Source organism: Methylobacterium jeotgali (assembly GCF_022179345.1).
Taxonomy (GTDB): domain Bacteria; phylum Pseudomonadota; class Alphaproteobacteria; order Rhizobiales; family Beijerinckiaceae; genus Methylobacterium; species Methylobacterium jeotgali.
On record NZ_BPQR01000080.1, the window covers coordinates 24,496 to 50,604 of the forward strand.

Annotated in this window: 23 protein-coding genes; 9 read left to right on the forward strand and 14 right to left on the reverse strand. The window is 74.5% G+C overall.

Features of this window, described 5'->3' with window-relative positions; all coding sequences use genetic code 11:
• Window positions 1-374 precede the first annotated feature (374 nt).
• The 4 genes from MFF04_RS21960 (at window position 375) to MFF04_RS19110 (ending at window position 1,939) form a co-directional block, all read left to right on the forward strand.
• On the forward strand, window positions 375-500 hold the full coding sequence (locus tag MFF04_RS21960) for a hypothetical protein (protein ID WP_017483088.1): 126 nt from the start codon (window positions 375-377) through the stop codon (window positions 498-500).
• Between the two features lie 2 nt (window positions 501-502).
• Window positions 503-1,012, forward strand: a complete 510-nt coding sequence (locus tag MFF04_RS19100; RefSeq protein WP_017483087.1) for a hypothetical protein — start codon at window positions 503-505, stop codon at window positions 1,010-1,012.
• Window positions 1,009-1,284 (forward strand): hypothetical protein, encoded by a 276-nt coding sequence (locus tag MFF04_RS19105; RefSeq protein WP_017483086.1) that lies wholly within the window; start codon window positions 1,009-1,011, stop codon window positions 1,282-1,284. Before MFF04_RS19100 ends, MFF04_RS19105 begins: the two co-directional genes overlap by 4 nt.
• An 88-nt stretch (window positions 1,285-1,372) precedes the next feature.
• Entirely contained in the window at window positions 1,373-1,939 is a 567-nt protein-coding gene (locus tag MFF04_RS19110; RefSeq protein WP_157228086.1) for a hypothetical protein, read from the forward strand.
• Here MFF04_RS19110 and MFF04_RS19115 read toward each other — a convergent pair.
• From MFF04_RS19115 to MFF04_RS19135, 5 genes are all read right to left on the reverse strand, one after another.
• Complete coding sequence (locus MFF04_RS19115; protein WP_238254715.1) at window positions 1,936-2,478, reverse strand: metallophosphoesterase family protein; 543 nt, start codon at window positions 2,476-2,478, stop codon at window positions 1,936-1,938. The two genes, MFF04_RS19110 and MFF04_RS19115, sit on opposite strands and share 4 nt — an antisense overlap.
• 232 nt (window positions 2,479-2,710) lie before the next feature.
• Window positions 2,711-4,207: a tyrosine-type recombinase/integrase gene (locus MFF04_RS19120; RefSeq protein WP_017483083.1), complete on the reverse strand. Its 1,497-nt coding sequence runs from the start codon at window positions 4,205-4,207 to the stop codon at window positions 2,711-2,713.
• A 362-nt stretch (window positions 4,208-4,569) separates the two neighbouring features.
• Window positions 4,570-5,919, reverse strand: a complete 1,350-nt coding sequence (locus tag MFF04_RS19125; protein WP_238278144.1) for a PQQ-dependent sugar dehydrogenase — start codon at window positions 5,917-5,919, stop codon at window positions 4,570-4,572.
• A gap of 98 nt (window positions 5,920-6,017) precedes the next feature.
• A complete protein-coding gene (locus tag MFF04_RS19130; RefSeq protein WP_238278146.1) occupies window positions 6,018-6,839 on the reverse strand; it encodes a DUF429 domain-containing protein in 822 nt (273 codons plus the stop codon).
• A gap of 8 nt (window positions 6,840-6,847) precedes the next feature.
• Window positions 6,848-8,674, reverse strand: coding sequence for a monovalent cation:proton antiporter-2 (CPA2) family protein (locus tag MFF04_RS19135; protein ID WP_238278148.1), 1,827 nt, complete (start codon window positions 8,672-8,674; stop codon window positions 6,848-6,850).
• Window positions 8,675-9,087: 413 nt separating this feature from the next.
• Between MFF04_RS19135 and MFF04_RS19140 the strand changes: the two genes are divergently transcribed.
• The 4 genes from MFF04_RS19140 to dgcA all read left to right on the forward strand — a co-directional run bounded on the left by MFF04_RS19140 (window position 9,088) and on the right by dgcA (window position 14,085).
• Window positions 9,088-11,598, forward strand: a complete 2,511-nt coding sequence (locus tag MFF04_RS19140) for a GAF domain-containing protein (RefSeq protein ID WP_373320125.1) — start codon at window positions 9,088-9,090, stop codon at window positions 11,596-11,598.
• A gap of 6 nt (window positions 11,599-11,604) precedes the next feature.
• Window positions 11,605-11,979, forward strand: coding sequence for a response regulator (locus MFF04_RS19145; RefSeq protein ID WP_238278150.1), 375 nt, complete (start codon window positions 11,605-11,607; stop codon window positions 11,977-11,979).
• 109 nt (window positions 11,980-12,088) lie between these two features.
• Entirely contained in the window at window positions 12,089-13,108 is a 1,020-nt protein-coding gene (dgcN, locus tag MFF04_RS19150; protein ID WP_238278152.1) for an N-acetyltransferase DgcN, read from the forward strand.
• Window positions 13,105-14,085 (forward strand): N-acetyl-D-Glu racemase DgcA, encoded by a 981-nt coding sequence (gene dgcA / locus MFF04_RS19155; protein ID WP_238278154.1) that lies wholly within the window; start codon window positions 13,105-13,107, stop codon window positions 14,083-14,085. The genes dgcN and dgcA overlap by 4 nt, the downstream gene beginning before the upstream one ends.
• Window positions 14,086-14,088: 3 nt before the next feature.
• Here the strand turns inward: dgcA and MFF04_RS19160 are convergent, their stop codons facing one another.
• From MFF04_RS19160 to MFF04_RS19170, 3 genes are read right to left on the reverse strand one after another with little or no spacing between them, the layout of a single operon-like run.
• Window positions 14,089-14,430: a DUF1491 family protein gene (locus MFF04_RS19160; protein WP_238278156.1), complete on the reverse strand. Its 342-nt coding sequence runs from the start codon at window positions 14,428-14,430 to the stop codon at window positions 14,089-14,091.
• A 47-nt stretch (window positions 14,431-14,477) separates the two neighbouring features.
• On the reverse strand, window positions 14,478-15,143 hold the full coding sequence (locus tag MFF04_RS19165) for a peptidoglycan-binding domain-containing protein (RefSeq protein ID WP_238278158.1): 666 nt from the start codon (window positions 15,141-15,143) through the stop codon (window positions 14,478-14,480).
• Window positions 15,144-15,157: 14 nt separating this feature from the next.
• Window positions 15,158-17,059 (reverse strand): PAS domain-containing sensor histidine kinase, encoded by a 1,902-nt coding sequence (locus MFF04_RS19170; RefSeq protein WP_238278160.1) that lies wholly within the window; start codon window positions 17,057-17,059, stop codon window positions 15,158-15,160.
• A gap of 288 nt (window positions 17,060-17,347) precedes the next feature.
• Here MFF04_RS19170 and MFF04_RS19175 point away from each other — a divergent pair, with 288 nt between their 5' ends.
• The gene (locus MFF04_RS19175; protein WP_238278162.1) at window positions 17,348-17,656 is read left to right on the forward strand and encodes a hypothetical protein; all 309 of its coding nucleotides are present in this window, start codon (window positions 17,348-17,350) and stop codon (window positions 17,654-17,656) included.
• A gap of 25 nt (window positions 17,657-17,681) precedes the next feature.
• Here MFF04_RS19175 and MFF04_RS19180 read toward each other — a convergent pair whose 3' ends face one another.
• The 6 genes from MFF04_RS19180 to asnB all read right to left on the reverse strand — a co-directional run bounded on the left by MFF04_RS19180 (window position 17,682) and on the right by asnB (window position 26,108).
• Window positions 17,682-18,800, reverse strand: a complete 1,119-nt coding sequence (locus tag MFF04_RS19180) for a DUF2336 domain-containing protein (RefSeq protein ID WP_238278164.1) — start codon at window positions 18,798-18,800, stop codon at window positions 17,682-17,684.
• Window positions 18,801-18,922: 122 nt separating this feature from the next.
• Complete coding sequence (locus tag MFF04_RS19185) at window positions 18,923-20,374, reverse strand: heme biosynthesis protein HemY (protein ID WP_238278167.1); 1,452 nt, start codon at window positions 20,372-20,374, stop codon at window positions 18,923-18,925.
• Window positions 20,375-20,539: 165 nt separating this feature from the next.
• Complete coding sequence (locus tag MFF04_RS19190; RefSeq protein WP_238278169.1) at window positions 20,540-22,480, reverse strand: COG4223 family protein; 1,941 nt, start codon at window positions 22,478-22,480, stop codon at window positions 20,540-20,542.
• 120 nt (window positions 22,481-22,600) lie between these two features.
• Window positions 22,601-23,302, reverse strand: coding sequence for a uroporphyrinogen-III synthase (locus MFF04_RS19195; protein ID WP_238278171.1), 702 nt, complete (start codon window positions 23,300-23,302; stop codon window positions 22,601-22,603).
• A 5-nt stretch (window positions 23,303-23,307) separates the two neighbouring features.
• Window positions 23,308-24,198, reverse strand: coding sequence for an aldose 1-epimerase family protein (locus MFF04_RS19200; protein WP_238278173.1), 891 nt, complete (start codon window positions 24,196-24,198; stop codon window positions 23,308-23,310).
• Window positions 24,195-26,108 (reverse strand): asparagine synthase (glutamine-hydrolyzing), encoded by a 1,914-nt coding sequence (asnB, locus tag MFF04_RS19205; RefSeq protein ID WP_238278175.1) that lies wholly within the window; start codon window positions 26,106-26,108, stop codon window positions 24,195-24,197. The genes MFF04_RS19200 and asnB overlap by 4 nt, the downstream gene beginning before the upstream one ends.
• Between the last annotated feature and the right edge of the window lies 1 nt (window position 26,109).

Consider the following 26,109-nt stretch of genomic DNA (forward strand, 5'->3'; position numbering starts at 1 on the left):
CGCCCCCGCCGGACCCGCCGCGCCTGAGGCTCGTGCCGGGGCCGCCCCCGGGATCCCCGCCGCCGGCGCGGCCGCGGCCCCGCCCGCCATCATCGATCCTCGGGCCGGCCTCGTGCGAGCGCCGGTGGCGGCCGGCGGACCGGCGTCCGTGGCCGGACGCGGAGCGCTGGCCGCGCTGAGGCGAACGTCGGCGGCCGCGGCGGACGGCCCGCCCGAGACGCCGGAGCGGACCGTCCCAGCGAGGCCGGGCGTCCCGCCGTCCCGCCCGCAGGCCCGTCGGCCGGTGCCGCAGCTCGCGCCGCCGCCCCCTCGCCGTCGCCCTGGCGGCCGCCGAGGCGCGCGCTGCCCGCCGTCCCGCCGCCGTCCCGGGCGAGATGACCGCCGAGGACATCGCGTGGCTGCACGCGCTCCCCGACTACGAGCCCCCGGCCGCCCCGGCGCCGGCGCGCCGCCCCACGGACGGCGCTTGGCTCCGCGACCTGCTCATGCAGGCGAGGTGAGCATGGCCGCCGTCACCGCCCCCGCCTTCACCCGGCCGATCCGCCGCCGCATCCGGTGGGGCTACGGCCGCACGGTCATCCGGCCGGGCCACAGCGACCTGGCCGGGCTGCGCCGGTTCCCGGTCGAGACGTGGCACCCGATGAACGTCATCCTCGCGCCGCTCCCGGACCCGTGGCGCGAGGACCTCTACCTCTCCTCGCCCCTCCGCGACGCCACGCCGGCATGGGCCGCGCGCGTCACGGACGACGAGACCGGCGACCTCGTCGGCCTGCTCGTCGAGACGCCGCCCGGCGCCTGGCCCGCCCACGCCTGGCACCGGGGCGAGCTCGCCGCCGACGGCCACGCCGCGGGAGCCGGGGGCGGCCGCTACGCCGCCGTCGACCGGGAAGCGCGCCTCATCGTCGGCGAGTGCGCGGTGAGCCTGGACTCGGCCCTCGACGCGCTGTGCCGGACCGTGCGCCGCCGGCGCGAGACCCCCGAGGACCTCGCCGCGCTGGAGGGACTGCAATGACGCCCGCCGACCTCGCCCCCGCCGGCCGCCTGCTCTCGGGCAGCGACGAAGAGTGGAAGCGCCCGCTCGCCCGGATGCTCGGCGCCATGCACCCCGACGGCCCCCGCGAGAGCCTGGATCCCCGCGGCGTCGACCGCTGGGCGTCGGGCGCCCGCGAGATCCCCGGATGGGTCGGGCCCGCCGTCGCGCGCCTGCTCACGGACCTAGCGGACAGCCTGGAATTCGAGGCGGCCGCCGCTCGCGCCGTGGCGGTTAGGGTTGCCGCGGGTTGAACGAGCCTCATCGCATTTGACGCGATTCCCGACGGGTCGATTCACGCGCGCCTGCTACGCCGTCCCCGTCGAGAGCGAGGAGGGCGGCATGCCTGAGGATTACACGGTCGAATGGCCGAAGGTGCCCGGGGCTAAGTATATGCACCTCGCCGACATCGGCTGGGGCTGGTGGCGGCCCATGCCGGTCGTGCTCGAAGAACACAGCGATCCTTGGGCGCACCGGCTCTACGCGCAGAGCCGACTGCCACAGGCAGTGCATCCCGAGCGCCGCCCACGGCAGGGCCTCCTCGTCCTCAACCCGGACCCGGCCCTCGACCAGAGGGAGCGTGAGCTCGCGCTCATCCTCCGCATGCCCCGAGACCCGCCGGGTGAAGAGCACCGGCTCCGATACCGTTGCCTGTACCTCGACGACCGCCATCCCGACCCGGGGATGCCGTGGGAGGACTGGCTCGTCGATAACCGGCGTTGGATCGCCATACGGTCGGACTGGCGGGTCGTTCGCGCGACGACGACCCGCGCCGAGGCCATCCGACATGCCCTCCAACCGCACCGGAAGTGGGTGTCATCGCCGGCCCCGGAGCGGGAGGCCGAGCCCGAGGGCGAGGACCTGGTCGAGCTCGGGATCGTCGCCGAGGCTCATCTCGGGCGGGGCTAGCCCCTGTTCCGCGCCCGGGCGACCTCCTCCGGCACGGTGTCGCTCAGGGCCATCGCATCCACGATGTTCGAGAGCGACACCGGCCGGTAGCTCCAGACGTCGACGCCTACGTCGCAGGACTGCGTCGTGCCCGGCAGCGTGCCGTGCACGTGCCCGTACAGGTGCAGGCTGCCCCGGAACGCCCGCGGCCAGCTACGCATGGGATAGTGGCACAGCACCAGGTGCCGCCCCTCGACCGAGATCTCGCGGATCCCGTCGTGCTGCTCCGCCCAGGGGAGCTTGCGCGACCGCTTGTCGTGGTTGCCAGCGACGAGGCACTTGCGCCCGTGCAGCCGGCGGAAGATGCGCTCGGCCGCCTCGGCCGGGCCCAAGGCGAAGTCGCCCACGTGGTAGACGGTGTCGGCGGGCCGGACGGTCGCGTTCCAGGCCTCGACCAGCGACGCGTCGTGCTCGGCGATGGACGAGAACGGGCGCCGGCAGGCCGGGATGACCCCGGCGTGCAGGAAATGCGTGTCGGCGGTGAACCAGGTGTCGGGCACGGAGGCCTCCAAAAATCGGAGGCCGGCGTCGCGCGCTCAGGGCCTCCGGGATGTCGGGACGGGCGGCGGGGCCCAGGGTTTTCGGGACATCGGGAAGGTCTCAGGCGGGGCAGGAATCGTGACGATCGCAGCTCGCGGCGTGGCGGTCCAGCGCGGGCTCGCGGCAGGGTGAACGAATGCCTGGCCGGGGCGGTCTGGTGGGACAAACCTAAGGCGGATCCGGGATTCTGCCTTAGGTTTGTACCGTGGGCTCCCTCCCCTTCTGCCTAGCGCGTGCAGCCAGGAACCCGGCCCGCACCTCGTCGAGGTCGAACTTCGCCTTGCCGGCGTGCTCCTCGACTAGGTCCCACCACGCCCTCATCGCGGGCCGCTTCAGGTCCATGCGGTCGTCGTCGACGTAGTGCCGCTCGGACACGTTGCCCGACGCGACGCCCTCGGCGTGGTCGATGATCATGTCCAGGACCGACGGCGCCAGGCCCAGGGCCCGGCGGCCATGCGAGCGCAGGGCGCGGCGCAGGTCGTGCGGGCTAGTGTCGACCGGGAGCGCCGCGAGCAGGTGCGTCAGCGCCGATTCGGACAGGTAGCCGACCGGCGCGCCGGCGCGGCGCGGCCGCATCCCCGGGAACAGCCACGGCCCCTCCCCGAACTGCCCCCGGACCGCCGCCCAGACCGGCGGCGGCAGCGGCACCGCGTGGTGCGCCTGCGCCCGGCCCGTCTCGCCCGTCTTGCGCCGCACGGGCGGCAGGCGCCACACGCCCCAGCCATCGCCGGCATCGGAGAACTCGTCGAGCCGGGCGGACACGATGGCGTGCCGGCGCTGGACCGTCGCGACCAGGAGCAGCACCGCGGCGGCCAGGCGAGGGTCGAGCAGGTCGGTGCGGGCGAGCGCCACGAGCAGCCCGACGCGCTCCATCGTCGGCCAGCGCACCTGCTGCCGCGGCGCCTCGCCCTCGCGCGCCTTCGGGCGCTTGGGCCGCTGCAGGTCGTCGAGGTGGCCCTTGGCGACGCCGCTGTCCCGCCTCGGCCCCGGCGTCGCAAGCCAGCCGTAGAAGTGGCGCAGCCGCACGAACAGGGCCTCGGCCTGGCGGTGGTGCGAGCGGTTCTTCGCGGCCAGCACCGTCGCCAGGTCGTCGGGCGTGACGGCCGCCACCGGCATGCCGGCGAACCGCTTGAGGACGGGGTGGCGCAGGTTCTTGCGCGCGTCTTCGTGGGCGGCCTTGCGCCACTCGGGCTCGTGGGCGGCGAGGTAGGCGGCGACGGCCTGATCGTACGTCCAGCCCCGGGGCCGCGGCGGGGGCGCGGGCGTCGGGTGGTGGTAGACGTTCTTCGGGAACACCTCCTCGATCCGCATGAGGCCGAGCTCGGCCAGGCGCCGGTTGAGCCAGAGCAGGGTCGGCCAGCCGTTGCCGGAGCGAAGCAGGTCCATGGCCTCCCCGGCGACCTGGCGGGCCTGGGCGACGGTCAGCCGCTCCACCGGCCCGAGGTCAAGGCGTACCGTCCTCTTGAGGCGCTCCGCCTTCCAGCCCCACGATATCGTCCGGGGCGAGACCCGCAGCAGCAGGCCCGGGGCGCGCAGGTCGCGGACGTCGACGGCCGGCACGCCGGGGCGCTGCTCCTCCCGGCACCGGGTGATGAATGTCCCCGTGATGTCGACCGGCCCGCGGGGCGGCCAGTCGATCCGGGCGCGGGCCGGTGCGGCCTTCTTCGCAGCGGGCTTGGCGCGGGCCATTTGGGCGGGATTCCTTGGGCGGCTTTGGGCGGGGCCGCGAAAATCACCCGGCCGGGGCCCGCCGTCGAGGGAAAACCGCCGCCGCTGGCTAAGTCCCTGTGGATGCTCGCGGAAGTTAACGCCCGTTAGCTACACGTTCCTGGCACCAGAAGCCGCCCAAAACCGGTCGGGAAGCTGACTCTTAATCAGCGGGTCCTAGGTTCGAACCCTAGTGCGCCCACCAATCCTTCTCATTCCAAGGACATTCCGGTGTGGGCTCCGCGGTGACGCGGCTGCGCGCCGGTCGGCCCAGTCCCCTGCGCAAGCCGGTCGCTCCGGCGTAGGGCCGGTCGGCTCGCCCCTTGGGACGAGCCACAGTCGTCTCAGTAGCGAGCGCCGTCGCCGCCGCTCACCCGCCACACGGTCTTGCCGACGTCGTCGGAGACCAGGAGCGCGCCGGTCTTGTCGAGGATGACGCCCACGGGGCGCCCCTGCGCCTTCTCGTCGGCGTTGAGGAAGCCGGTGAGCACGTCGACCGGCTGGCCCGCGGGCTTGCCGTCCTTGAAGGGCACGTAGATCACCTTGTAGCCGCTCTTCGGCCGGCGGTTCCAGGAGCCGTGCTGGGCGACGAACAGGCCGCTGCGCCAGGTCTCCGGCAGCTTGGAATCCATCGAGAAGGCGATGCCGAGCGAGGCGGTGTGGGTGCCGACGGCGTAGTCCGGCGCGATCGCCTTCGCCACGAGGTCGGGGCGGGGCGGCTGCACCCGCTCGTCGACGTGTTGGCCCCAGTAGCTCCAGGGCCAGCCGTAGAAGGCCCCGTCCTGCACGGAGGTGATGTAATCGGGCACGAGGTCGCTTCCGATCTCGTCGCGCTCGTTGACCGCCGTCCAGAGCTTGCCCGTCACCGGCTCGAAGGCGAGGCCGTTCGGGTTGCGCAGGCCCGTCGCGTACTCGCGCATCGCCTTGGTAGCGATCGTGTACTCCCAGATCGCGGCCCGGCCCTTCTCCTTGTCGAGTCCGTTCTCGGCGACGTTGCTGTTCGAGCCGACGGTGACGAAGAGCTTCGCGCCGTCGGGGCTGGCGATGACGTTCTTCGTCCAGTGGTGGTTGATGCCCGCGGGCAGGTCGACGACCTTCTCCGGCTTCGCCGTGATCTCGGTCTGGCCTGCGGCGTAGGGCACCTTCACCAGGGCGTCGGCGTTGGCGACGTAGAGGTCGCTGCCGACGAGCGCCATGCCGAAGGGCGAGTGCAGGTCCTTCAGGAAGACGTGGCGCTCCTCGGCGACGCCGTCGCCGTCCTTGTCGCGCAGGAGCACGATGCGCTCGGGGCTCTTCACGCCGGCCCCGGCGGAGGCCTTCACCTTGTCGGCCACCCAGTCGGCGATGCCCGTCGAGGGGTCGCCGGTCTCGGGCTTGTTGGCCTCGGCCACGAGCACGTCGCCGTTCGGCAGGAGGTAGAGCCAGCGGGGGTGGTCGAAGCCCTCGGCGTAGGCCGCGACCTGAAGGCCCGCCGCGGGCTGGGGCTTGGCGCCCTTCTCCCAGCGGGCAACGCGGGCGATGTTGACGGTCGGCATCAGGGTCGGGTTCGGCGCGGGGAGCTGCGGGTTCGCGCCCTCGCCGGCGGCCGCGCTCAGCGTCGCCTTCTCCGGATAGACGATGAAGCGTACGAAGGCCGCGCCGCCTGCGAGGATCAGCGCGAGGGCCGCGAGGCCGAGTTTCGATCGGGTCCGCATGGTGTCCTGTCCGGCTTGGAGCGTCTTGCCGGGTCAAGCGCCGAGGACGCCTTTGGCTCCCCCGCCCGCGAGGGACAGAGCGCCGCGCCGCGGGACCGTCAGGCCAGCGGCACGCCGAGCCTGCGCGCCGCCGCCTCCAGCCGCGCGCGGGCGACCTCGCTCGCCGGCGCGACCATGTAGCCGGAGGCGAGGTCGCCGAGCATGAGCGACGCCTCCCGGGGACCCGTGCGCCAGCGCAGGCCGACCAGCGCGCAGAGTACCGCGTCGAGCCTGTCCTGATCGGGTTTTCGCGGGACGGGGAGGGCGGCGAGCGCCTCCGCCCACTCGGGGAGCCCCTCTACGGCCTCCTCCCGGCCGATCCGCGCGACCGCGCCCGCCACCGCCCGCCAGCCGGCCATCGCGAAGGTCTTGCGCCGGGCCGGGTTGTAGCGGGGGCCGAGCCGACGCCCGCAGAAGGCGGGATCGAGGGAGGGCAGCGCCAGCGCCGGGAACACCTCCATCAGGTAGAGGCCGGATGCCGCGGAGCGCGAAGCCTCCGGGTCCTCCACGGCGCCGAGCGCATCGCGAAACCGCCAGATCGGCGCACCGTCGCCGAACATCGCGGCCTTGCCGCGGTTGGCCGGCTGCACGCCGCCGCCGAGCCAGGAGATCAGCGAGGCCGCCGCCCGGTCCGCCGGCCGCGTGCCCGTCGCGTTCGGCACGATCGTCGGCTGGTCGATGGCCACGATCCGGAGCGGCGCCGTCTCGGCGGCGATCGAAGCGAGCGCCCCCTCGAAGGAGGCCGGTGCCGGCGGCACGAGGCGGCGCCGTCCCCGCGTATCGACGCGGATCGCGCAGAGGGCGCCCGGCGCGCGGGGGTTGTCGACCCAGGCCGAGTCGAAGCCGAGGATGCTGAGCGCCGGGTCGTCCTGCGCCGTCATCGGAGGCTTCAGGCCGCCGGTTCCTCGTCGTGATGGTGGCGCAGCTCCGGCGCGCCCTTGTCGGGCTCCATCTCGGCGGGGGGCGTGCGCTGGCTGGCCTGCCGGCTCGAATCGACGAAGAGGCGGGCCTCGCCCTCCTTCAGGCCGAGGCTGCGCAGGGCGTAGAAGGTCATGCCGAGGGCGAGCTCCCGCTCGCCCATCAGCACCAGCCCGACGCCCTGCTCCTCCAGGCGCAGGCGCTCAGCCTCGCTGTGGGTGCGCACAAGGGTGTCGATGCCGGGGTTCGCCTCCCGCGCCTTCTCGATGATGCGGCCGGTGTTGTGGGAATCGGGCGTGGCGATCACCAGGAGGCCGGCGTTTGCGATGTCGGCGGCCTCGAGGATGCCCGGCGCCGCCGCGTCCCCGAAGATCGCGTCGCGCCCCTGCTTGCGCAGGTCGACGATGCGGCGGCGGTCCCGGTCGATGACCACGGTCGGCAGGTTCCAGGTCGCCAGCGCCTCGCCGATGCTGCTCCCGACCCGGCCGTGGCCGATCAGCACCGCGTGGCCGCGGCGGTCGTGCACCCCTTCCGTGACGCTGAGCGCCTCGGCGCCGCTGCGCTCGAAGCGGGCGGCGAGCCGCGGATTGTCCGCCACCGCCCGCTCCAGGCGCGCGGCGAGCGCGAAGATCAGCGGGTTGAGGGTGATCGAGAGCAGGGCGCCTCCGAGGATGAGGTCGCGGCCCTCCTCCGGCAGCAGCTTCAGGGAGAGGCCGAGCCCGACGAGGATGAAGGAGAACTCGCCGATCTGCGCGAGGCTCGCGGCGATGGTGAGCGCGGTGCCGAGCGGATGCTTGAACACGAGCACGATCGCGATGGCGGCGAGCGACTTGCCGATCAGGATGACGCCCAGCACCGCGAGGACGGCCAGCGGCTCGCGGATCAGGATGCCGGGGTCGAACAGCATGCCGACCGACACGAAGAACAGCACCGCGAAGGCGTCCTGCAGGGGCAGGGAATCGGCCGCCGCCTGATGGCTGAGGTCGGATTCGGCGAGCACCATGCCCGCGAAGAAGGCGCCGAGCGCGAAGGAGACGCCGAACAGCTCCGCCGAGCCGAAGGCGATGCCGAGCGCGAGCGCCAGCACCGCCAGGGTGAAAAGCTCCCGCGAGCCCGTGCGCGCCGCCTGATCGAGGATCCAGGGCACGACGCGGCGCCCGCCCACCAGCATCACGAAGGTGAAGACGCCGACCTTGGCGAGCGTCAGCCCCAGGGTGAGCCAGATGCTGCCGCCGCCGGCGGCCTGGGCGGCGCCCTGGCCGGGCTGTCCCCCGAGGCTCGGGGCGAGCGCCGGCAGCAGCACGAGGGCCAGCACCATGGCGAGGTCCTCGACGATCAGCCAGCCGACGGCGATGCGGCCGCGGTCGCTGTCGAGAAGATTGCGCTCCTCCAGCGCCCGGAGCAGCACCACGGTGCTCGCCACCGACAGCGCGAGCCCGAAGACGAGCCCTGCGCCGATTCCCCAGCCCCAGAGCAGCGCCAGGCCCCCGCCCATGGCGGTCGCCACCGCGATCTGCACCACGGCGCCGGGCAGCGCGATGGTGCGCACCGCCATCAGGTCCTTGATCGAGAAGTGGAGGCCGACGCCGAACATCAGCAGGATGACGCCGATCTCGGCGAGCTGCCCGGCGAGCTCGCTGTTGCCGACGAAGCCCGGCGTGTAGGGGCCGACGAGCACGCCCGCCAGAAGGTAGCCGACCAACGGCGGCAGCCGCAGGCGCTGCGCGACCATGCCGCCGATGAAGGCCAGCACCAGGCCGAGGGCGACGATGGCGATCAGCTCGGTGGCATGCGGCACGGGTGTCGGCTCTCCTGCTCGGTCGCGCGGGCGCGGCACCCCTCGCGGACGGGTCGTCGGCATGCGCCCCGAACGACCGCCCGGCGGGGACGGAGGACGGACGCGCGTCGCGACGAGGCTCTATGTGGCAAGGTCTTGCCACCCGCTGACCGTTCCCCCGAAAGGAGACGCGACGCGGGCTTGGGACGCGACGCTCAGATGAGGGAGGAAGGGCAGGGGCTGCAAGTCTTTCGCACGGCCTTGATGACGCCCGCGTGCGTTTCCGCGCCTCGCGAGCCCTTTCCGGTACGGTTTCGGCCGTCGGCCGCCCGAATTTTCACGCGTCGGCAACCGGGATTCCCCGAACTCACCCTCCCGTGACGGGGTATCGCGCCCCTGGCGGTGGCACGCTGCCGCGGTTCGGGCTATGGGGCGTGGAAGTCCCTCGTCTGCCGCGAATGCCGATCGCCACGCCCTCAGCCGTCAGCGATCCAGCCCGCCTCGCCGCGCTGGATGCGTACGCGATCCTCGATACCCCTCCCGAGGCGGGATTCGACGACATCGTACATCTGGCCTGCCGGCTCTGCGACGTGCCGGTCGCCCTGGTCAGCTTCGTGGCCGCCGATCGGCAATGGTTCAAGGCGCGGGCCGGCTTCCCCGACTGCGAGACCAATCTCGGCAGCTCGGTCTGCGCCCACGCGCTGACCCATCCCGACCGGGTTCTGGTGATTCCCGACCTGACCGCCGACCCGCGCACCGCCGGCAACCCGCTCGTGACGGGCGAGCCCTTCATCCGCTTCTACGCCGGGGCCCCGCTGGTCTCACCGGAAGGCCACGTCCTCGGCAGCCTCTGCGTCATCGACCACCGGCCCCGCCCCGATGGGCTGAGCGAGACCCAGACCGAGGATCTCGTCCTCCTCGCCCGGCAGGTGATGGCGCAGCTCGCCCTGCGCCGGGCGGTGCTGGCGCGGGACTTCCTCCAGATGGAGGAACTGCGCGCCTTCACCGTCCGCGAGGCGCTGCGTGACACCCAGACCGCGCTGGCCGACGCCGACGGCGACCTCGACGGCGTGCTGCGCGCGGTGGTGGACGGCGCGATGCGGGCCGTCCCGGCGGCCGAGGGCTGCGTGGTCGAGCTCATCGACGGCGACCATCTGGAGTATCGGGCCGTGGCCGGCTCGCTCGAGCCGCACCGGGGCCTTCGCGTGCCGCTGGGCGGCAGCCTCGCCGGGCAGTGCGCGACGAGCCGCACCCCCCTGCGCATGGCCGACGCCTATACCGACCCCTACGTGCGGCGCGATCTCGTCAAGCGTCTCGGGCTGCGCTCCGCCGTGGTCGCGCCGATCCTGCGCGGCGACGTCGCGCTCGGTGTCCTGAAGCTGCAATCCTCGCGGGTCGACGCCTTCACCGACAGCGATCTCGTCCAGGTCGGGATGTTCGCGAGCGCCGCGACGACCGGCCTCGGCGCGGCCGGGACGCGCCGGCAGATGCGGGCGCAGGACGCCTACTGGCGCAGCCTGTTCGACCGTCTCGTCGAGGGCTTCGTGGTCGGCGAGATCGTGCGCGACGCGGGCGGCCGCGCCGTGGACTGGCGCTACGTCGAGGTCAATCCGGCCTGGGGCAACCTCGTCGGGATCGAGGCCGCCGCCGCGGTCGGACGCACCGTGCGCGAGGTGCTGCCGGGGATCGAGGAGGCGTGGATCACCGACTTCGCGCAGGTGGTCGAGACCGGCGAGCCCGCCACCTTCACGCGCCCGGTCGGCGTCCTGCGGCGCTGGTACGACGGCCGCGCCTTCAGGCTCGAGGGCGACCGCTTCGGCGTGATCTTCATGGAGGCGACCGGGCGCGTCCAGGCGGAGGGGCGCCGCAACGCGCTCCTGGCGCTCGGCGACGAGCTGCGCGACCTCAACAGCATCCCGCACATGACCCGGATCGCCGCCGAGATCGTCGGGCGCGCCCTCGACGCGACCCGCGCCGGCTTCGGCCGCATCGTCGGCGACGTCGAGCACATCGACATCGAGCCCGACTGGACGGCGCCGGGCACGGCCAGCATCGCCGGCCGCCACCGCTTCGAGGATTACGGCGACATCCGCGGCCATCTCCGGCGCGGCGAGCCCCTCGTGATCGACGATGTCGCCACGGACCCGCGCACGCGGGACGGGGCCGCGGCCTGGGAGGCGGTGGGGATCAGGTCGCTCGTCAACATGCCGGTGCGCGAACGCGGCCGCACGGTGGCTGTGTTCATCGTCCACGACATGCATCCGCGGGTCTGGGCGCCCGAGGAGCTGGTGTTCCTGCGCAACGTCGCCGACCGCGTCGAGGCCGGCGTCGCGCGGGTGCGGGCCGAGGAGAACCAGTCGGTCCTGAACCGGGAGCTCGCCCACCGGCTGAAGAACACGCTGACCGTCGTCCAGTCCATCGCGTCCCAGACCCTGCGGGGCGTCACCGAGCGCGACCGCGTCGAGACCTTCGAGCGCCGGGTGCTGGCCCTGTCGCGCGCCCACGACGTGCTTCTCGAGAGGAACTGGTCGACCGCGCGGCTGCGCGCCGTCACGGAGAACGTGCTGGCCATGCAGGCCGATCTCGGCCGCTTCGCGTTGGAGGGACCGGACATGGAGGTCGGCCCGCAGGCGGCGCTCTCGCTCTCGCTGCTGCTGCACGAACTGGCGACGAACGCGCTGAAATACGGCGCCCTCTCGGCGGAGAGCGGCCGGGTCCGCATCAGCTGGCGGACCGAGGACGCCCGCGAGCCGGTGCTGATCCTCGGCTGGGTCGAGAGCGGGGGACCGCCCGTGACCCCTCCCGGCGGCCGGGGCGGCTTCGGGTCGCGCCTCATCCGGATGGGGTTGCTCGGAACGCGCGACGCCCGCCTCGGTTTCGAACCCGAGGGACTGCGCGCGGAGTTCCGCGCGCCGCTGGCGGACGTCCAGGGACAGGTTCACTGATCACGCATGGCCCAACCGCGACCGCCCGACCCGCCCGCCGTGCTCGTCGTCCAGGACGAGCCCATCCTGATGCTGGCCATGGCCGGCTACGTGGAGGAGGCCGGCTGCGAGCCCGTCGAGGCGACGACCGTCGCCGAGGCGATCCGCCTCCTCGAGACGCGCTCCGACATCCGCACGGTCTTCACCGATCTCGACATGCGCGGCTCGACGGCCGGCATGAACCTCGCCCTGGCGATCCGGGATCGCTGGCCGCCGATCGAGCTGCTGCTGCTCTCCTCCCAGCCCTGGAAGACCGAGGAGCTGCCCGAGCGCGGCATCGTGCTCGGCAAGCCGTTCGACCCGCGCAAGATCATCGCCGCGATCCGGAAGTTCGCTCCCTGACGGCGGCGGCCGGTCCGCGTTCGCGGCCGAGATTGCCCGCCGCCCTTCGGGTGCCATATGCCGGGCGCGGAGGCGCCGCCTCGGCTCCAGGCAATCGGGATCGGACAGGATGCAGATCGCCACGCCCTACCTGATGTTCCTCGGCGACGTGCCGGACACGCTCGCGGCCAAGACCGCCTACGGCATCGTCGACTGGCGGCCGGAATGGTGCGTCGGGCAGCTCCGCATGCCGGGCTGCGCAGCCGATCTCGGGATTCCCGACCTCACCCTGCCGCAAGCCGTCGAGCGGGGCTGCCGCACCCTCGTCGTCGGGGTCGTCAACGCCGGCGGCGTGCTGCCGGATCACTGGATCGCCGAGATCGTCGCGGCCCTGGAGGCCGGGCTCGACGTGGCGAGCGGCCTGCACGTGGCGCTCTCCTCCGTCGAGCCGATCGCCAAGGCGGCCGCGGCGAACGGCCGGGCGCTCCACGACGTGCGCCTCTCGGCCGAGCGCTTTCCCACCGGCAAGGGCACCCGCCGTCCGGGGCGCCGGCTCCTCACCGTCGGGACGGACTGCTCGGTGGGCAAGAAGTACACGGTGCTGGCGCTCGAGCGGGCGATGCGCGAGCGCGGGCTCGACGCGGATTTCCGCGCTACGGGACAGACCGGCGTGTTCATCTCCGGAAAGGGCGTGGCCATCGACGCGGTGGTGGCCGACTTCATCTCCGGGGCCGTCGAGTCGATCTCGCCCGCCGCCGATCCTGGGCACTGGGACCTGATCGAGGGGCAGGGCTCGCTGTTCCATCCCTCCTTCGCCGGCGTCAGCCTCGGGCTCCTGCACGGGGCGCAACCCGACGCCTTCGTGGTCTGTCACGAGCCGACCCGCACCCGGATGCGGGGCGTCGAGCATCCGCTGCCGACGATCCGGGAGGTGATCGACCTGACGGTGCGGCTCGGCCGGCTCACCAATCCCGGCATCCGCGCAGTCGGCATCGCCGTGAACACGCAGGCGCTGGAGGAGGACGAGGCCCGCAAGCTTCTTTCCGCCCTCGCCGACGAGCACGGCCTGCCCGCGACCGATCCGGTCCGCTTCGGCGTCGACGAAATCGTCGAGCGGCTGACCGCGGAGTATCCGGAGCCGCGCCCGTGAGGCGGCTGACGGTCGCCGTCGAGCGCTTCCCCATTGCCGGCGCCTTCACCATCGCCCGCGGCAGCCGCACCGAGGCGGTGGTGGTCTGCGCGCAGGTCGAGGAGGGGGGCGTCACGGGCCGGGGCGAGTGCGTACCCTATCCCCGCTACGGCGAGAGCGTCGAGGGTGTCGCGGCGGCCATCGAGGCGCAGGCCGAGGCGGTGGCCGGCGGCCTCACCCGCACCGAGCTTCTGGAGCGCATGAAGGCGGGCGCGGCCCGCAACGCCCTCGACTGCGCGCTCCTCGATCTCGAAGCGAAGCGATCCGGCCGGCGGGCCTGGGAGGTGCTCGGCCTCGGCGCGCCGGTGCCGGCGACCACCGCCTACACGCTGAGCCTCGGCGATCCGGCGAGCATGGAGGACGCGGCGCGCAAGGCGGCGCACCGGCCGCTCCTCAAGGTGAAGCTCGGCGGCGAGGGCGACCCGGAGCGAATCGCCGCCGTCCGCCGGGGCGCGCCGGAGGCCCGCCTCATCGTCGACGCCAACGAAGCCTGGCGGCCGGAGACCCTTGCAGCGAACCTCGCGGCCTGCGCGGCGGCCGGCGTCGGGCTCATTGAGCAGCCGCTGCCCGCGGGCGAGGACGCGCTTCTCGCCACCATCGACCGCACCATCCCGATCTGCGCCGACGAGAGCCTGCACGACCGCGCCGGCCTCGACGCGCTCGCCGACCGCTACGACGCCATCAACATCAAGCTCGACAAGGCCGGCGGTCTGACCGAGGCAGTGATGCTCGCCCACGAGGCCCGCGCCCGCGGGCTCGCGCTGATGGTCGGCTGCATGGTCGGCACCTCGCTCGCCATGGCGCCGGCCATGCTGATCGCCCACCACGCGGCCTACGTGGACCTCGACGGCCCGCTGCTGCTGGCCCGCGACCGGGAGCCGGGCCTGCGCTTTGAGGGCAGCACCATCCACCCGCCCGAGGCGGCGCTGTGGGGGTAGGCCCTACTCCGCAAGGTCGAGGCAGTGCCGGCCCTCGCGGTCGTCGATCTCGATGACCCAGAGATCCGGGTCGAAGCGCACCTCCTTGGCGAGCCGCTCCTCGGCATCGAGGGGCGAGACTTGCGCGAGGAGGCGCGCGAACAGGCGGTCGCCGCTGTCCGCCTCGGTGAAGAGGGCCTGCGGGGCCGGGCCGTAGAGATCGGCGCTGCCGTCGAGACGGTCGACCTTGGCGAAGATCGCGCCGGCCTCCGCCGCGCCCCGGCGGCGCAGCACCGCCGGAATTCCGGCGTCGTTCAGGCGGCGCAGATGCGCGGAGACGAAGAAATCGGAGCGCAGGCGGGGCATGGCGCCTCGATGGCGCGCCAGCGCGCGCCTGTCCACCGCGCCCGCACCTATCCGGTGACGCCGGAGCGGGCGGCGAGCTCGCGGAGCGTCCGGCCGGCGGCCTCGCCGCGCACCGGCAGCTTGCGGTCGCGCTCGAACTTCTCGATCGCCGCGCGGGTGGCCGAGCCCATCACGCCGTCGGGCTTGAGCGGGCCGTAGCCGAGCTTGGCCAGAGCCTTCTGGGCTTGAATCACCGCCCGGTCGGGCTGCGGATTGACCGAGGCGGTGGTGTCCTCGCCCCGGATGATCTCGGCGATCGGGTCGGGCTTGCGCGGCGGCTCCTTCACGACCGGGGCCGGCTCTGCCGGGACTTGGCGCGGGACGGGCGCCGCCGGGGGCGCCTCGGCGAGGCGCGGGCGCGCCGTCTCCTTCGGCGCGTCCTTGATCACCATCTTCGGCAGGATCGGCGCCGGGTGGCGGCCGTTCTGCGAGCCCAGCGCGTTGACGGCGACCGCCGCGGTGGCGGCGAGGGCGGCGAGCGATCCCACCACCTCGCCCGGATGGCGGCGGCACAGGCGCGCGAAGCCGGCGAGGGCGGCGAGCCCCGTCCGGAGCGAGGTTCTGAACGCGCCGGAGGCCGGCGGGCGGGACGTCCGCTTCGGCCGGCCGGAGGCGCGCATGTCGCCGGGGACGGCGATGTCGCGGGGGTCGCGGGGTCTCGTCTGCTCGCGCATGGAGGCTCCTGTGCTCAGCCGGCCCGGAGGAGGGCGGCGGGGACCGGGCCGCCCGCCTCGGAGGCCGGCCGGACGGGGATCGGATCGGCGTCGAACAGGCCGAGCGGCCGGCGCGCGAGGCGCTCCACCCGGGCCGGCGCGTGCCGCACGGCGGTGGTGATCGGCGCGGGCGCGGCCGGAGCGTCGGCGGTCCGCGCCTCCGCCGGCAGGCTCACCGTGACGGTGGTGCCGGCGCCGGCCCCGCTTTCGAAGGCGATGGCGCCCCCGTGCAGGCCGATGAGCCCGCGGACCACGGAGAGGCCGAGGCCGGTGCCCTCCTGGGTGCGGGCATAGCCGCCGCCGGCCTGGAAGAACGGCGTGCCGACGCGGGCGAGGTCCGCCTCGCCGATGCCGGCGCCGGTGTCGGCAACGACGATGTCGAGACCGGTGCGGGTGCGCCGCAGGCTGACCTCGACCTGGCCGCCGGCGGGGGTGAATTTCACGGCGTTGGAGACGAGGTTGATGAGCACCTGCCGGCAGGCGCGGGGATCGGCGACGATCTCCACGGGGCGCTCGTCGAGGGGGCGCACCAGGCGCACGCCCGCGGCTTCCGCCTTGAGGCGCATGAGGTCGCAGCAGGCCCGCACCAGGGCGGCGGCGTCGACCGTCTCCGGCGCGTACTCGAAGTTGCCGCTCTGGATGCGGCTCATGTCGAGGAGGGTGTTGACGACCTCGAGCAGGTGCTGGCCCGACTCGCCGATGATGCCGGCGTATTCCCGCGCCCGCTCCGGCCCGATCGCCATGGCGCCCTCGCCGGCGAGCAGCTGCGAGAAGCCGATGATGGCGTTGAGCGGCGTGCGCAGCTCGTGGCTGACATTGGCGAGGAAGCGGCTCTTCACCTCGTCGGCCCGCTCGGCCTCGGCGCGGGCGCGCTCCAACTCCTCGGCCCGGTGGTGGCGCTCGCTGACGTCGCGGGTCACGGCGACGACGCGGGCCTCGCCGGCGCCCTCGACCCGGTGGGCGCGCATCTCGACATGGACGAGGGCGGCGGCCTCGCCCCGCGTTCCGGGCTCGACCTGGAGGCGAAGGCTCACCGTGGCGGGCTGGCCGCTCGCCGCGACGCCGCTGATCGCCTGGAGATAGGCAGGGCGGTCGGCGACGTTCACCCGCTGCATCAGGCCGTGGCCGCGCAGGGCCTCCGCCGGGGCGCCGGTGAGGCGGCTCGCCGAAGGGCTCGCCTCGACGACGCGGCCGTTCAGGTCGTGCCAGGTCACGAGGTCGTCGATGGCCGAGAGGAGCAGGTTCGCGCGGCGCTCCGCGTCCCGGCGCCCGGCGCGGCAGGCGGCCTCGTGGCGCTGGTGCTGCAGCGCCTGGGCGAGGAGATGCGCCACGGCGCCCAGCGCGAAGACCGGCATCGCGACGAGCGGAGACAGGGGGAGGCCGGCCCCCGCGACGCCCTGCGGGGCGCCGAGCGCCAGGGCGAGGATCGCGGCGGCGACCGCGGCGCAGGTGGCGAACGTCGCCCGGCGCGAGCCCGAGAGCACCGCCTCGAGGGGGATCACCGCCATCCAGACCAGAACCGCGGAGCCGAGGCCTCCGGAGAGGGCGGCCAGGCAGGCGACGAGGCCGGCGAGCCCGGTCGCGGACACGGCATGCGCCAGCGGCAGGCGGCCGGTGCGGGAGAGAAGGGCGGCGGCGCAGATCGGCAGGAACAGGCAGCCCGCGGCCACCGCTTCCACGAGGGAGGGCACGCCCCGCCAGAGCAGGTAGGGCGGCAGGCAGGCGAGGACGCCGGCCCCGGCGACGAGACGCGTCGCCAGGAAGCGCTCGTGACGGTGGCGGCGGGCAGCGTCGTCGCCGACGGAGTCGTGGACCAGACCCGCGGAGCGGCGGTCGAGAAGTGCGACGAGGGCTGTATCAATACGCAAGACTGGCACGCGCAGCGCGTCGAGACCGTGGTCGATCCGTCGGCGCCCCTCGAGAACGACTTCGAAAGACGGCTATGACCCTCGCAGAGCCCACTTAAGCGAATGTTGCGTCGCGGGCCCCGCCGCCCCGGATGCTTTCCGCAACGTTATCGGTGCGCGCCGCTGATCTTTCCAAAGACATTTCCTCAACCATGTCGCGCGATGTCTCGACCGCCGTTGACACTCGCTTCACGCAAGCTCGCGAGCCTGCCGGCCGAACGCGTCCCGTCCGAAGAAACCCGTCCGCGAGGCCGGCCCATGTCCTTTCTCCTGCGTGCCGCCCTGGTGATCGGGGCGCTGTCCTACTGCGCGATGCTGCGCTCCGGCACGGAGCCGCGCCTGCCGCACGCGCCGGACGTCGCCGCCGCGTTGCCCGCGGCGGGCGCGCTGCCGAGCCTGTGGGAGGCGCTGCCGCCGACCGAGCGCGAGCGGCTGGTGCGGGCGGGGGCGGCCTCGCTCCTCCCCGCGTCGCAGGCGCAACCGGAGACCACGGCGGTGCTCGCCCCCTCGCGGGACACGCTCGCCGAGGCGGACCGACGGCCGGCGTGGCGCGGCGCCGTCCGCTGAGGTCCTCAAGCCGTCCCGGAAAGCGCTAGGAGGCCGGCTGGCGAAGGCGGCCGGGCAGGGCGGGACGCGCGGGGGCCGCCCGCTCCGGCTGGCGGGGCTTGGCCTCCGGGGCGTGGTAGGGCCGGTGCGTCTCGGGCCGGGCCGGGCGCTCGGAGACCGGCCGGTCGCAGATCGCCGAGACGAGGTCGCGGGCGGCGGGCCGGCTCGTGGTCCGGAACAGCTTCACGAGGTCGAAGACGCGGCCCGCCGAACGGGCGACGGTCTCATTGAGGGTCAGGAAGACGTAGACCGCCTCCTCCTCGTCGAGCCCCGCCGCCCTGAGCGCCAGGGTGAGGAGGTCGTAGCGCGTCCCGGCGTCGGGCGCCGCCCGGAGGAAGCCCGTGGGCAGGCCGAGGGCCTCGGCGAGGGCGCCGACGAAGCCGGTCACATCGCGGGCGGCCGAGAACTGGGTAAGGACGCGGCCGAGGTCGCGGGGCGCGGGCGCGGTCGGCCGCAGCGCCGCCACCGCCTCGACCGCCTGCACGATGCCGGCGCGCCGCTCGGCATCGGCGAGAAGGAACAGGGGCGCGAGGGTCGCCGCGGGCAGATCGGTCCGGGCGAGGAGGGCGCGGGCGAGCTCGGCGTTGCCGCGGGCGCGGGCCACGAGGCTCTCCGCTGTGTCTGAGGCCAGCGCCAGCCCGGCGTTGCGGGCGAGCGTCAGGTCGATCGAGACGTCGCCCTCGGCGGTGAGCGCGGCCTGCGCACTGCGGCCGAGATCGGTGCGGCGGGCCAGCGCTCCTTCGAGGGGCGTGCCGTCCCGATGCGCGGCGGCGAGCAGGGTCTCGCTGAGGTTCGGGGTAAGCGCCACGACGGCGTCGCGCACCGGGCCACCGCGCTCGGCGAGCCGGGCCAGCACCGCCTGCGGCGTCTCGGGGCAGGGCGCCAGCTTCTGCGCGACGATGAGCGCGGTGTCCTCGTCGACCGTCGGGATCAGCCCGCAGGCCAGGGCCTCGAAGGCCTCGACCGCGGCGCGATCGCGCGCCGCCGCCTGCAGGAAGAGGTCCGCCTGGACGCGCAGGATGACCGGCTTGAGGTCGAGATGCTCGACCCGCGACAGTTCGATGAGGCCGGACAGGTCCGGCGCATCCTCGGCGGATGGGGGCATGGCACTCGGGTACGCAAGGGACGCTTTGGGTAAGCGAAGGGTTATCCCGTTTGCGTGAACCCACCCTTAAGCCGCCCATCCGGCGGCCGTCCTGACCTGCCCCAGGCCGGGACTCCGAGGCGTCAGGCGGAGGCCGCGGCCATCTTCGCCGGGATGTCGGCAGGCTTGTCGCCGGCCGCGGGCGGCACGGGCTCCGCCGAGGCCGGACCGACCAGGACCGGTCCCGCGGGCACGACCGGAGATTCCTCGACCGGCATCGTCTTGGAAAAGTCGTCCTCGGGCCCGGCGATCAGGTTCGGCGGCGCCTTCCACTCGAATGCGTCGAGGCGACCGCTCACCGGGGAGACCGGCGCCCAGGTCTCCGAGGCGACGCCGTCGGCGATCCAGAGCGGGTCGCGGGGTGCGCGCACGGCGCGGGCCAGCCACTCGCGGGTGCGTCCGGAGCCGGCACCGTGCTCGGCCTCCTCGATACGAGCCATCATCAGGCAGGTGCGCACGGTGGGATGGTCGGCGATGAGCGGCTGGAGCACGTCGCGGGCCTGGCCGAACTCGCGGGCGTCGAGGGCGGCGCCGGCCACCGCGAGCCGCGCCTCGGGGTTCCAGGAGCTGAGCTTGGCGAGCGTCTCGGCGCGGCCGAGGCGGTCGCGCACGGAATCGCCGGTGCGCAGGCCGAGATAGGTGCGGGCGAGGTCGGGATGAGGGTTCGCCTTCCAGGCCCCTTCGACGATTTTGGCGGCCTTCTTGAGGTCGCCCCGGCGGGCGAGGAGCCGCCCGGCGATGCAGGCGGCGGGCACGAGATCGGGGGCGAGCTTGACCGCGGAGAGCGCCCGCTCCGCCGCGACCTCGGGGTCGCCCGCCTCGAGGCGTTGGGCGGAGGCCGTGAGCAGCACCGCCCGCTGGCGACGGGCGACGGTGCGCTCGGTGAGGCCGAGGGAGCCGCGCCGCTCCACCGTCTCCAGGGCCCCGCTCCAGTCGCCGTCGGCGCATTGTGCCTCCAGCATCGCCTCGTTCGCCCAGGTGACGCTCGGCGCCAGCCGCGCGGCCTCGGCGGCGTAGGCGCGGGCGGCGGCCTCGTCGTCCCGGCGGCGGGCCTCCACGAACAGGCCGCGCAGGCCGAGCACGCGGGTCTCGGGCTCGTCGGCCATGCGGCGGAAGGCCAGCTCCGCGCCCTCGCGGTCGCCGGAGATCTGCGCGGCCTGCGCGCTGAGGAGCAGGGTGAGGGGCTCGGGCCCGAGCAGCCGCTCGGCGTCGTTGGCATGGCGGCGGGCGGCGAGCGGGTCGCCGGAGCCGACGGCGACCATGCCGCGCGACAGCGCCGCGAAGCCCTTGGCCCGGCGCCGCTCGCGGGAGCCGCGCACCAGGGTCTCCGGCAGCACGATCACGCCCTTCACCACCGCCCAGATCAGGCCGATGGCGACGGCGACGATCAGCACCCCGACGAGGGCGATGCCGAGGCTGGTGGCGATCTCGTAGCCGTTCCAGACCACGGTGACGGTGCCGGGCCGGTCGGCGATCCAGACGGCGCCGAAGGCGGCGATGGCCAGCAGGGCCAGGAAGGCGAGGGCGCGCCACATGGTGTCAGGAACTCCTGTCGGCCGCGCCGAAGCGGCGTGCGGCCGTGGGGGAGGGGTCGGTAGGAAGCGTCGTCGGGAGCTTGCGTTCCCGGGCGCCGTGCGAAACGTCGGGAACGCCGCCCGGCGGCGCCCCCGTGGAGGCGGGATCGAGCGCGTCCATCGGCCCTAGCGGCCGGCCTCGGCGGGGGCGCCGATGGCCTTGAACGCGTCGGCCGAGAGGCCGGCGGCGGCGCTGGCGGCGGCGGCGCGCGCCTTGAGCCTGGCCCCAAAGGCGGCGGCTTCCGTGCGGGCGGCTTCGGGCAAGGCGTCGAAGGCGGTAGCCGCCTCGGCGAGCGCGCCGCGGTCGAGGGCGGACTGGACGCGGGCGGCCGGGTCCGGCTCCGAGCCCGATTCCGTGGCCGGCGCGTCGACCTTGCGGATCTGCACGATCGATTCCGCCATGCTGTAGAGGCGCTGCGTAATGTCGCCGGTCTCGGCCACGGTGCGGGCCTGCTCGGCCTTGCGGCGGTTGGCGATGCGCTCGGCGATCGGCCGGAACTCCGCCGCCAGCGCCGCCGAGGTCGGGGCGCCGGACGTGGCGAAGGGCGCGAGCGCGTCGAGACGGCCCGCATCCGCGTCGCCGAGGCCGCGCAGCGCCGTCAGGCTGTCGGCGTAGGGCAGGCCGGCGCGCAGCGCCACGCCGATCCGGTCGGCGGCCACGACCCGCAGGGCGGCGCGCAGGCTCGCCGCGTCGGGACGCTGGGACACCGCCTTATCGAGGGCGGCGAGGCGCGTGCCCTGCTCCTCGATGCGGCGGTCGGCGGCGCGGGCCGCCTCCTGCGCCTCCGCCTTGCCGGCATCGGCCGCTTGGCGCGCCGCCGCGGTGGCGGCCTGGACGGACTCGGTCGCCGCCTTCACGCGGGAATCGAGGGATTGCTGGAGCGCGTCGAGGCGCTGCCCGAGGGCCTCGTCGGCCTTGGCGGCGCGGTCGGTCTCGCCCTGGAGCGCCGCGAGACGGGCGGGCAGATCGGCGACCTCGGGGCTTGGCCTCGGCGCGGATTCCAGGGCCTTCAGGCGGTCCTCCAGCGCGGCGACGGCGCCGGACTGTACGGCGGTGACGGGCGCGTTCGCCGGCTGCTCGCGGCCGGGCTCCTCCTGAAGGGCGGAGACCCGCTGGTCGAGGCTGTCGAGCCGCGCGGCGAGATCGGAGGGGAGGGCGGCCGGCGCGCCGCCGCCGGATTCGTTGCCAGCGCGCGCCAGGGCCTGCTTGGCGCTCGCCTCGGCGGCGCGCACGGCCTCCGGCAGCGGCTTCAACGCGGATTCGTTAGCCGCGACGCGCTTGTCGATCGCGCCGAGCCGCTGCTCGACCTGCGCGAGGCGCGGGTCCTCGCCCGGTCCGCGGGCCTGTTCGAGCCCGTAGAGCAGGCCGGCGCCGAGGACGCCGCCGAGGAGCGCCGCCGCCGCGACGCTGCCGAAGCCGGCACCCGAGCGCACCGGGGCCGCCTCCGCCGTGGCGGCGACGGGGGTCTCCGGGGGCGTCTCCGCCGCGTGCGATGCCGCGTGCGCCTTGCCGTCCTCGCTCTTCGCGGTGGGGGCATCCGGCACGCGCTTGGCGCGCAGGTCGATGATCGGGCCGTCGTCGCCGCGGGCGCTGCCGGCCGGCGTGCTGCCGGCGAAGCCACTGCGTGGGGCGTCCGGCTTCGCGCCGGGCTTCGCCTCGGACGTCCTTGCCGCAGAGGCGGACGCGGCGCCCGACTTGGTCGGTCCGATCCCGAGCTTCTCCGAGGGCGAGGCGCCCGGCGGCATGCCCCGCCCGGTGGCGCCCGGATAGCTGGGTTTGCCACCCGCGTTGGAAGTCGCTGCGGTCGCCGTCTTCGGGCCGGCTGCAGAGGCGCTAGCTGCGGAAGAAGCACTGTTCTGGACGTTGGGGGCGGCCGCCTTCGGCGATCCCGCGCCGGCGGACGGTGCCGACGAGGCCGCGCCGGCTGCTGCCTGGCTGCCGGCCGACGCGTTCCGGCTCCCGCCGGGCTGGGTGTTCTGGTTCGAGGGCTTGCCCGGGCCGCTGCCCTTGCCGGAACCGTCCTTGTCCTGGCCCTTGCGGTCGGCGTCGCGCGGCGGTGCTGTCACGGCCCATCTCTCCCTTCTCGGCATCGTCCGGCGGGACGATGCCGGCGGCGGCTCCGGCGGCGCCGCGCCTCTCCTAGCACCGGCGGCCTCGCGGGAGCGAGGGCCAGCGCGCGATTGTCGTCACGCGAGGCCTGCGAGGAGGTCGTCCTCGCTTGGCCGTGCCGGCACGAAATGGATCGGAAGGCCCGCCGCTTCCAGTGGGGCGGCGACATCCGCCGACAGGCAGACATGCCGGAGCCTCGCGAAGCTGTGTTCGAGGCCTGCGTCCCGCGACAGTCTCAGGGCCGTCCCGGCGCTGCGGCGGGAGTAGTGGAGCGCCGCGTCGACCTCGCCCCGGCGGAGCGCCGTGGCGGCGGGTTCCGGCAGCACCGGAACGGCCGCGGCCTCGTAGACGATCCAGGCCGTGAGGGTGTGGCCGGAGGCAGCGAGGCTCGCCGCCGGCTCCGCCTTGCGCTCCCGCCCGGCGGCGTGGAGAAGCCGCGCGCCCGGGGGCATCCGTTCAGCGATCAGGGCGGCGAGGGCGGCGGCGTCGCCCTCCGCCGTCTCGACGGGGCCGAGGCCCGCACGGCGGGCGCGCTCCGCCGTGCGGCGTCCCACCGCGTAGACCGGCAGGCCGGCGAGCCGGGCGGCATCGGCCTCCGTCAGGGCATCGGCGGCGTTGGCGCTGGTGATGACGAGGGCATCGAACCAGCCGTCCGGCAGAGGCGCCCCGGTCGGCCGCACCGCGAGGACCGGGGCGACGAGGGGCGCGTGGCCGAGCTCGCCGAGCCGGGCGGCGGTGCGCGCGGCGGCGGGCTCGGCGCGGGCCACCCAGACGCGCAAGGGGCTCAGTCCGTGAGACGCAGGGACACGCGGTGCCCGGCGCTTCCGCCCGGCGCCAGCAGGCGCTGCGAGGTGCGCTCCGACAGCTCGCCGGAGAAGCCGGCCCGATCGGCGTGACCCGTCCAGCATTCGAGGGAGAGGAAGGGCGCGGATGGCTTCGTCCAGACGGCGAGATGAGGGAAGTCCTCGGCCTCCAGGGCGATCGCCCGGCCCCCCGGCGCCTCGAAGCGCATCGTGCGGCTGCGGGCATCGAGGAAGACTAGGGCCTCCTTGAACAGGTCCGGATCGAGCGGCAGGCGGGCGCCCTCCATGGGGATCGGCCGCGTCTCGGCGGCGATCAGGCCGCCGGGCGCGATCTCGGGCACCCGCGGGGTCTCGGGATGCTCGAAGACGACCGCGTAGCCGCCGCCCGCGCGACCTTCGCCTTCGGCGAAGGGCCCGGGAAACGGCCAAGGGAAGGCCGGGTGGAAGCCGACCGCGTAGGGCAGGGGCCGCGCGTCGCGGTTCTCGACGCGCAGCGTGAAGTCGAGCCCGCTCGGGCGCACGCGGGCCGCGATGTCGAGGCGGAAGGCGAAGGGATAGTGCGGGCGGGTCTCCGGCCCGTCCTCCAGGCGCAGCGTCACGGAATCCGCAGCCTGCGCCACCACCGCGAAGGGCAGGTCGCGGGCGAAGCCGTGCTGGGCCATCGGGTAGGCGATGCCGTCGACCCTCACCGCGCCGTTCGCGGAGGCGCCGACCACGGGGAAGAGCCAGGGGGCGTGCCGGTTCCAGTGGGCCGGGTCGCCGCTCCAGAGATACTCCGTCCCGCCGACGCGCCAGGAGACCGGCTCGGCGCCGGTGAGCGCGATGCGCGCGGTCGTGCCGTCCGAGGCGGCGAGGTCGATGGTTCCGCTCATGCTGCTCTCGCCCCCCGGTATCGGCGCCACGCCTCGAAGGTCACGAGGGGCCAGAGGCCGACCGCGTGGTTATGGGTACCGGCAAGGTGCGCGTCGAGCATCGCTCGCACGCGGGCCCTGTCGAGGAGCCCGCCGCCGGTGTCGGACGAGCCGAGGAGATCGCCGGCGTAACTCCGCAGCGGCCCGCGCAGCCAAGCGGCGAGCGGCGGCGCGAAGCCCTGCTTGCGCCGCTCGAACAGGTCGCGTGGCACGTGGCGGGCGAGCACGTCCCGCAGGGGACGCTTCGGCGCGCCGTTCACGAGCATCGTCTCGGGCAGGCGCCAGGCGAACTCGACCACGCTGCGATCGAGGAGGGGCACGCGGGCCTCGAGGCCGACGGCCATGCTCGCCCGGTCGACCTTCGCAAGCACGTCGTCGGGCAGGTAGGCGAGGCCGTCGAGCCGCCGCATCCGCGAGAGCAGCGGCAGAGCCTGCGGCTCAGGTGGCGCGGCGAGGCCGGGCACGCCCAGCGCCAGGGCCTGCGCATCCGGATTGAGGGTGAGAAGCCGCCGGTAGAGGTCGAAGCCGGTGCCTGGAAGCTGATGCGCGGCCTTGCGCAGGCGGTCGGCGGCGTCCGGCCCGCCCCAGGGCGGCGGCAGGGCGCGGGCGAGGTTTCTTGCGACGGGGCTCGGCAGCGCGAGGATCGCAGCCGACGCCGCCTGCCGCAGCGGGCGCGGCACGGGCTCGATCCGCCGGGCGAAGCGGGTCGCCAAGCTGTAGCGATCGTAGCCGGCAAACAGCTCGTCGCCGCCGTCGCCGGAGAGGGCGACGGTGATGCCGGCGGCCCGCGTCGCCGCGCAGAGGAGATGCGTCGGCAGGCCGGAGGGGTCGGCGAGCGGCTCGTCGAAGATCTTCGGCAGGCGTTCGACCAGGGCCAGGGCCTGCGCCTCGCCCACCGGCACCGTGGTGTGCTCCGTGCCGAGATGGCGCGCGACGAGCGCCGCGTGCGGGCTCTCGTCGAAGCGCGGGTCCTCCGTGAAGCCCGCCGCGAAGGTCTTCGGCCGCCCGCCGCCCGCCGCCATCAGCGCCACGATGGTCGAGGAATCGATGCCGCCGGAGAGGAAGGCGCCGAGCGGCACGTCGCTCAGCATCTGCCGGCGTACGGCGGCCCCGAGGAGCCGCTCCAGCTCGTCGGCGGCCTCCTCCTGCGTGCCGGCGAAGGGATCGGCGCGGCCCGCTTCGATCGCGTCGTCGAGGCGCCAGTAGGCGCTCTCGGCCGGCACCTCGCCGGGCCGCCAGGAGAGGAGGTGACCGGGACGGAGCTTGCGCACGCCGGAAAAGATCGCGCCGGGGGCGGGGACATAGCCGTGGGCGAGCAGGCTCGACAGGGCGGCCGGGTCGACCGTGGCGGAGAAGCCGGGGCAGGCTTCGAGCGCGGAGAGCTGCGAACCGAAGAGCAGGCGCGGACCCTCGGCCGCGTAGAACAGCGGCTTCACGCCCATGCGGTCGCGGGCGAGCCAGAGCCGGCCCTCCGCCCTATCCCAGGCCGCTAGCCCGAAGATGCCCTCGACGCGCTCCAGGGCGCCGCCGACCCCGTGGCGGGCGATCAGCTCGACCAGCACCTCCGTGTCGGAGGTGCTGCGGAAGGCGTGGCCGTCCGCGGCGAGCGCCGGGCGGTGGAAGGCGGCATCGTAGAGCTCGCCATTGTAGGAGAGCGCCCAGCGCCCGTCGCCCGAGAGCATCGGCTGGGCGCCGGCCTCGCTGAGGTCGAGGATCGACAGGCGCCGGTGCCCGAGGGCGACAGGACCCTCCGTCCAGACGCCGCGCCCGTCCGGGCCCCGGTGCGCGAGGGCGTCGGCCATGCGGCCGGCGGCCTCGGCCAGCGCCTCCGGCGAGCGCTGCGGGTCGACCAGCCCGGCGATCCCGCACATC

Excerpts from the sequence above, each read along its gene's own strand:
- MFF04_RS19165 (WP_238278158.1), bottom strand. The coding sequence starts at position 15,143 with ATGCGCGAGCAGACGAGACCCCGCGACCCCCGCGACATCGCCGTCCCC.
- MFF04_RS19175 (WP_238278162.1), top strand. The coding sequence starts at position 17,348 with ATGTCCTTTCTCCTGCGTGCCGCCCTGGTGATCGGGGCGCTGTCCTAC.
- dgcN (WP_238278152.1), top strand. The coding sequence starts at position 12,089 with ATGCAGATCGCCACGCCCTACCTGATGTTCCTCGGCGACGTGCCGGAC.
- asnB (WP_238278175.1), bottom strand. The coding sequence starts at position 26,108 with ATGTGCGGGATCGCCGGGCTGGTCGACCCGCAGCGCTCGCCGGAGGCG.
- MFF04_RS19180 (WP_238278164.1), bottom strand. The coding sequence starts at position 18,800 with ATGCCCCCATCCGCCGAGGATGCGCCGGACCTGTCCGGCCTCATCGAA.
- MFF04_RS19200 (WP_238278173.1), bottom strand. The coding sequence starts at position 24,198 with ATGAGCGGAACCATCGACCTCGCCGCCTCGGACGGCACGACCGCGCGC.
- MFF04_RS19120 (WP_017483083.1), bottom strand. The coding sequence starts at position 4,207 with ATGGCCCGCGCCAAGCCCGCTGCGAAGAAGGCCGCACCGGCCCGCGCC.
- MFF04_RS19125 (WP_238278144.1), bottom strand. The coding sequence starts at position 5,919 with ATGCGGACCCGATCGAAACTCGGCCTCGCGGCCCTCGCGCTGATCCTC.
- MFF04_RS19185 (WP_238278167.1), bottom strand. The coding sequence starts at position 20,374 with ATGTGGCGCGCCCTCGCCTTCCTGGCCCTGCTGGCCATCGCCGCCTTC.
- MFF04_RS19130 (WP_238278146.1), bottom strand. The coding sequence starts at position 6,839 with ATGACGGCGCAGGACGACCCGGCGCTCAGCATCCTCGGCTTCGACTCG.
- MFF04_RS19145 (WP_238278150.1), top strand. The coding sequence starts at position 11,605 with ATGGCCCAACCGCGACCGCCCGACCCGCCCGCCGTGCTCGTCGTCCAG.
- MFF04_RS19110 (WP_157228086.1), top strand. The coding sequence starts at position 1,373 with ATGCCTGAGGATTACACGGTCGAATGGCCGAAGGTGCCCGGGGCTAAG.
- MFF04_RS19105 (WP_017483086.1), top strand. The coding sequence starts at position 1,009 with ATGACGCCCGCCGACCTCGCCCCCGCCGGCCGCCTGCTCTCGGGCAGC.
- MFF04_RS21960 (WP_017483088.1), top strand. The coding sequence starts at position 375 with ATGACCGCCGAGGACATCGCGTGGCTGCACGCGCTCCCCGACTACGAG.
- MFF04_RS19160 (WP_238278156.1), bottom strand. The coding sequence starts at position 14,430 with ATGCCCCGCCTGCGCTCCGATTTCTTCGTCTCCGCGCATCTGCGCCGC.
- MFF04_RS19100 (WP_017483087.1), top strand. The coding sequence starts at position 503 with ATGGCCGCCGTCACCGCCCCCGCCTTCACCCGGCCGATCCGCCGCCGC.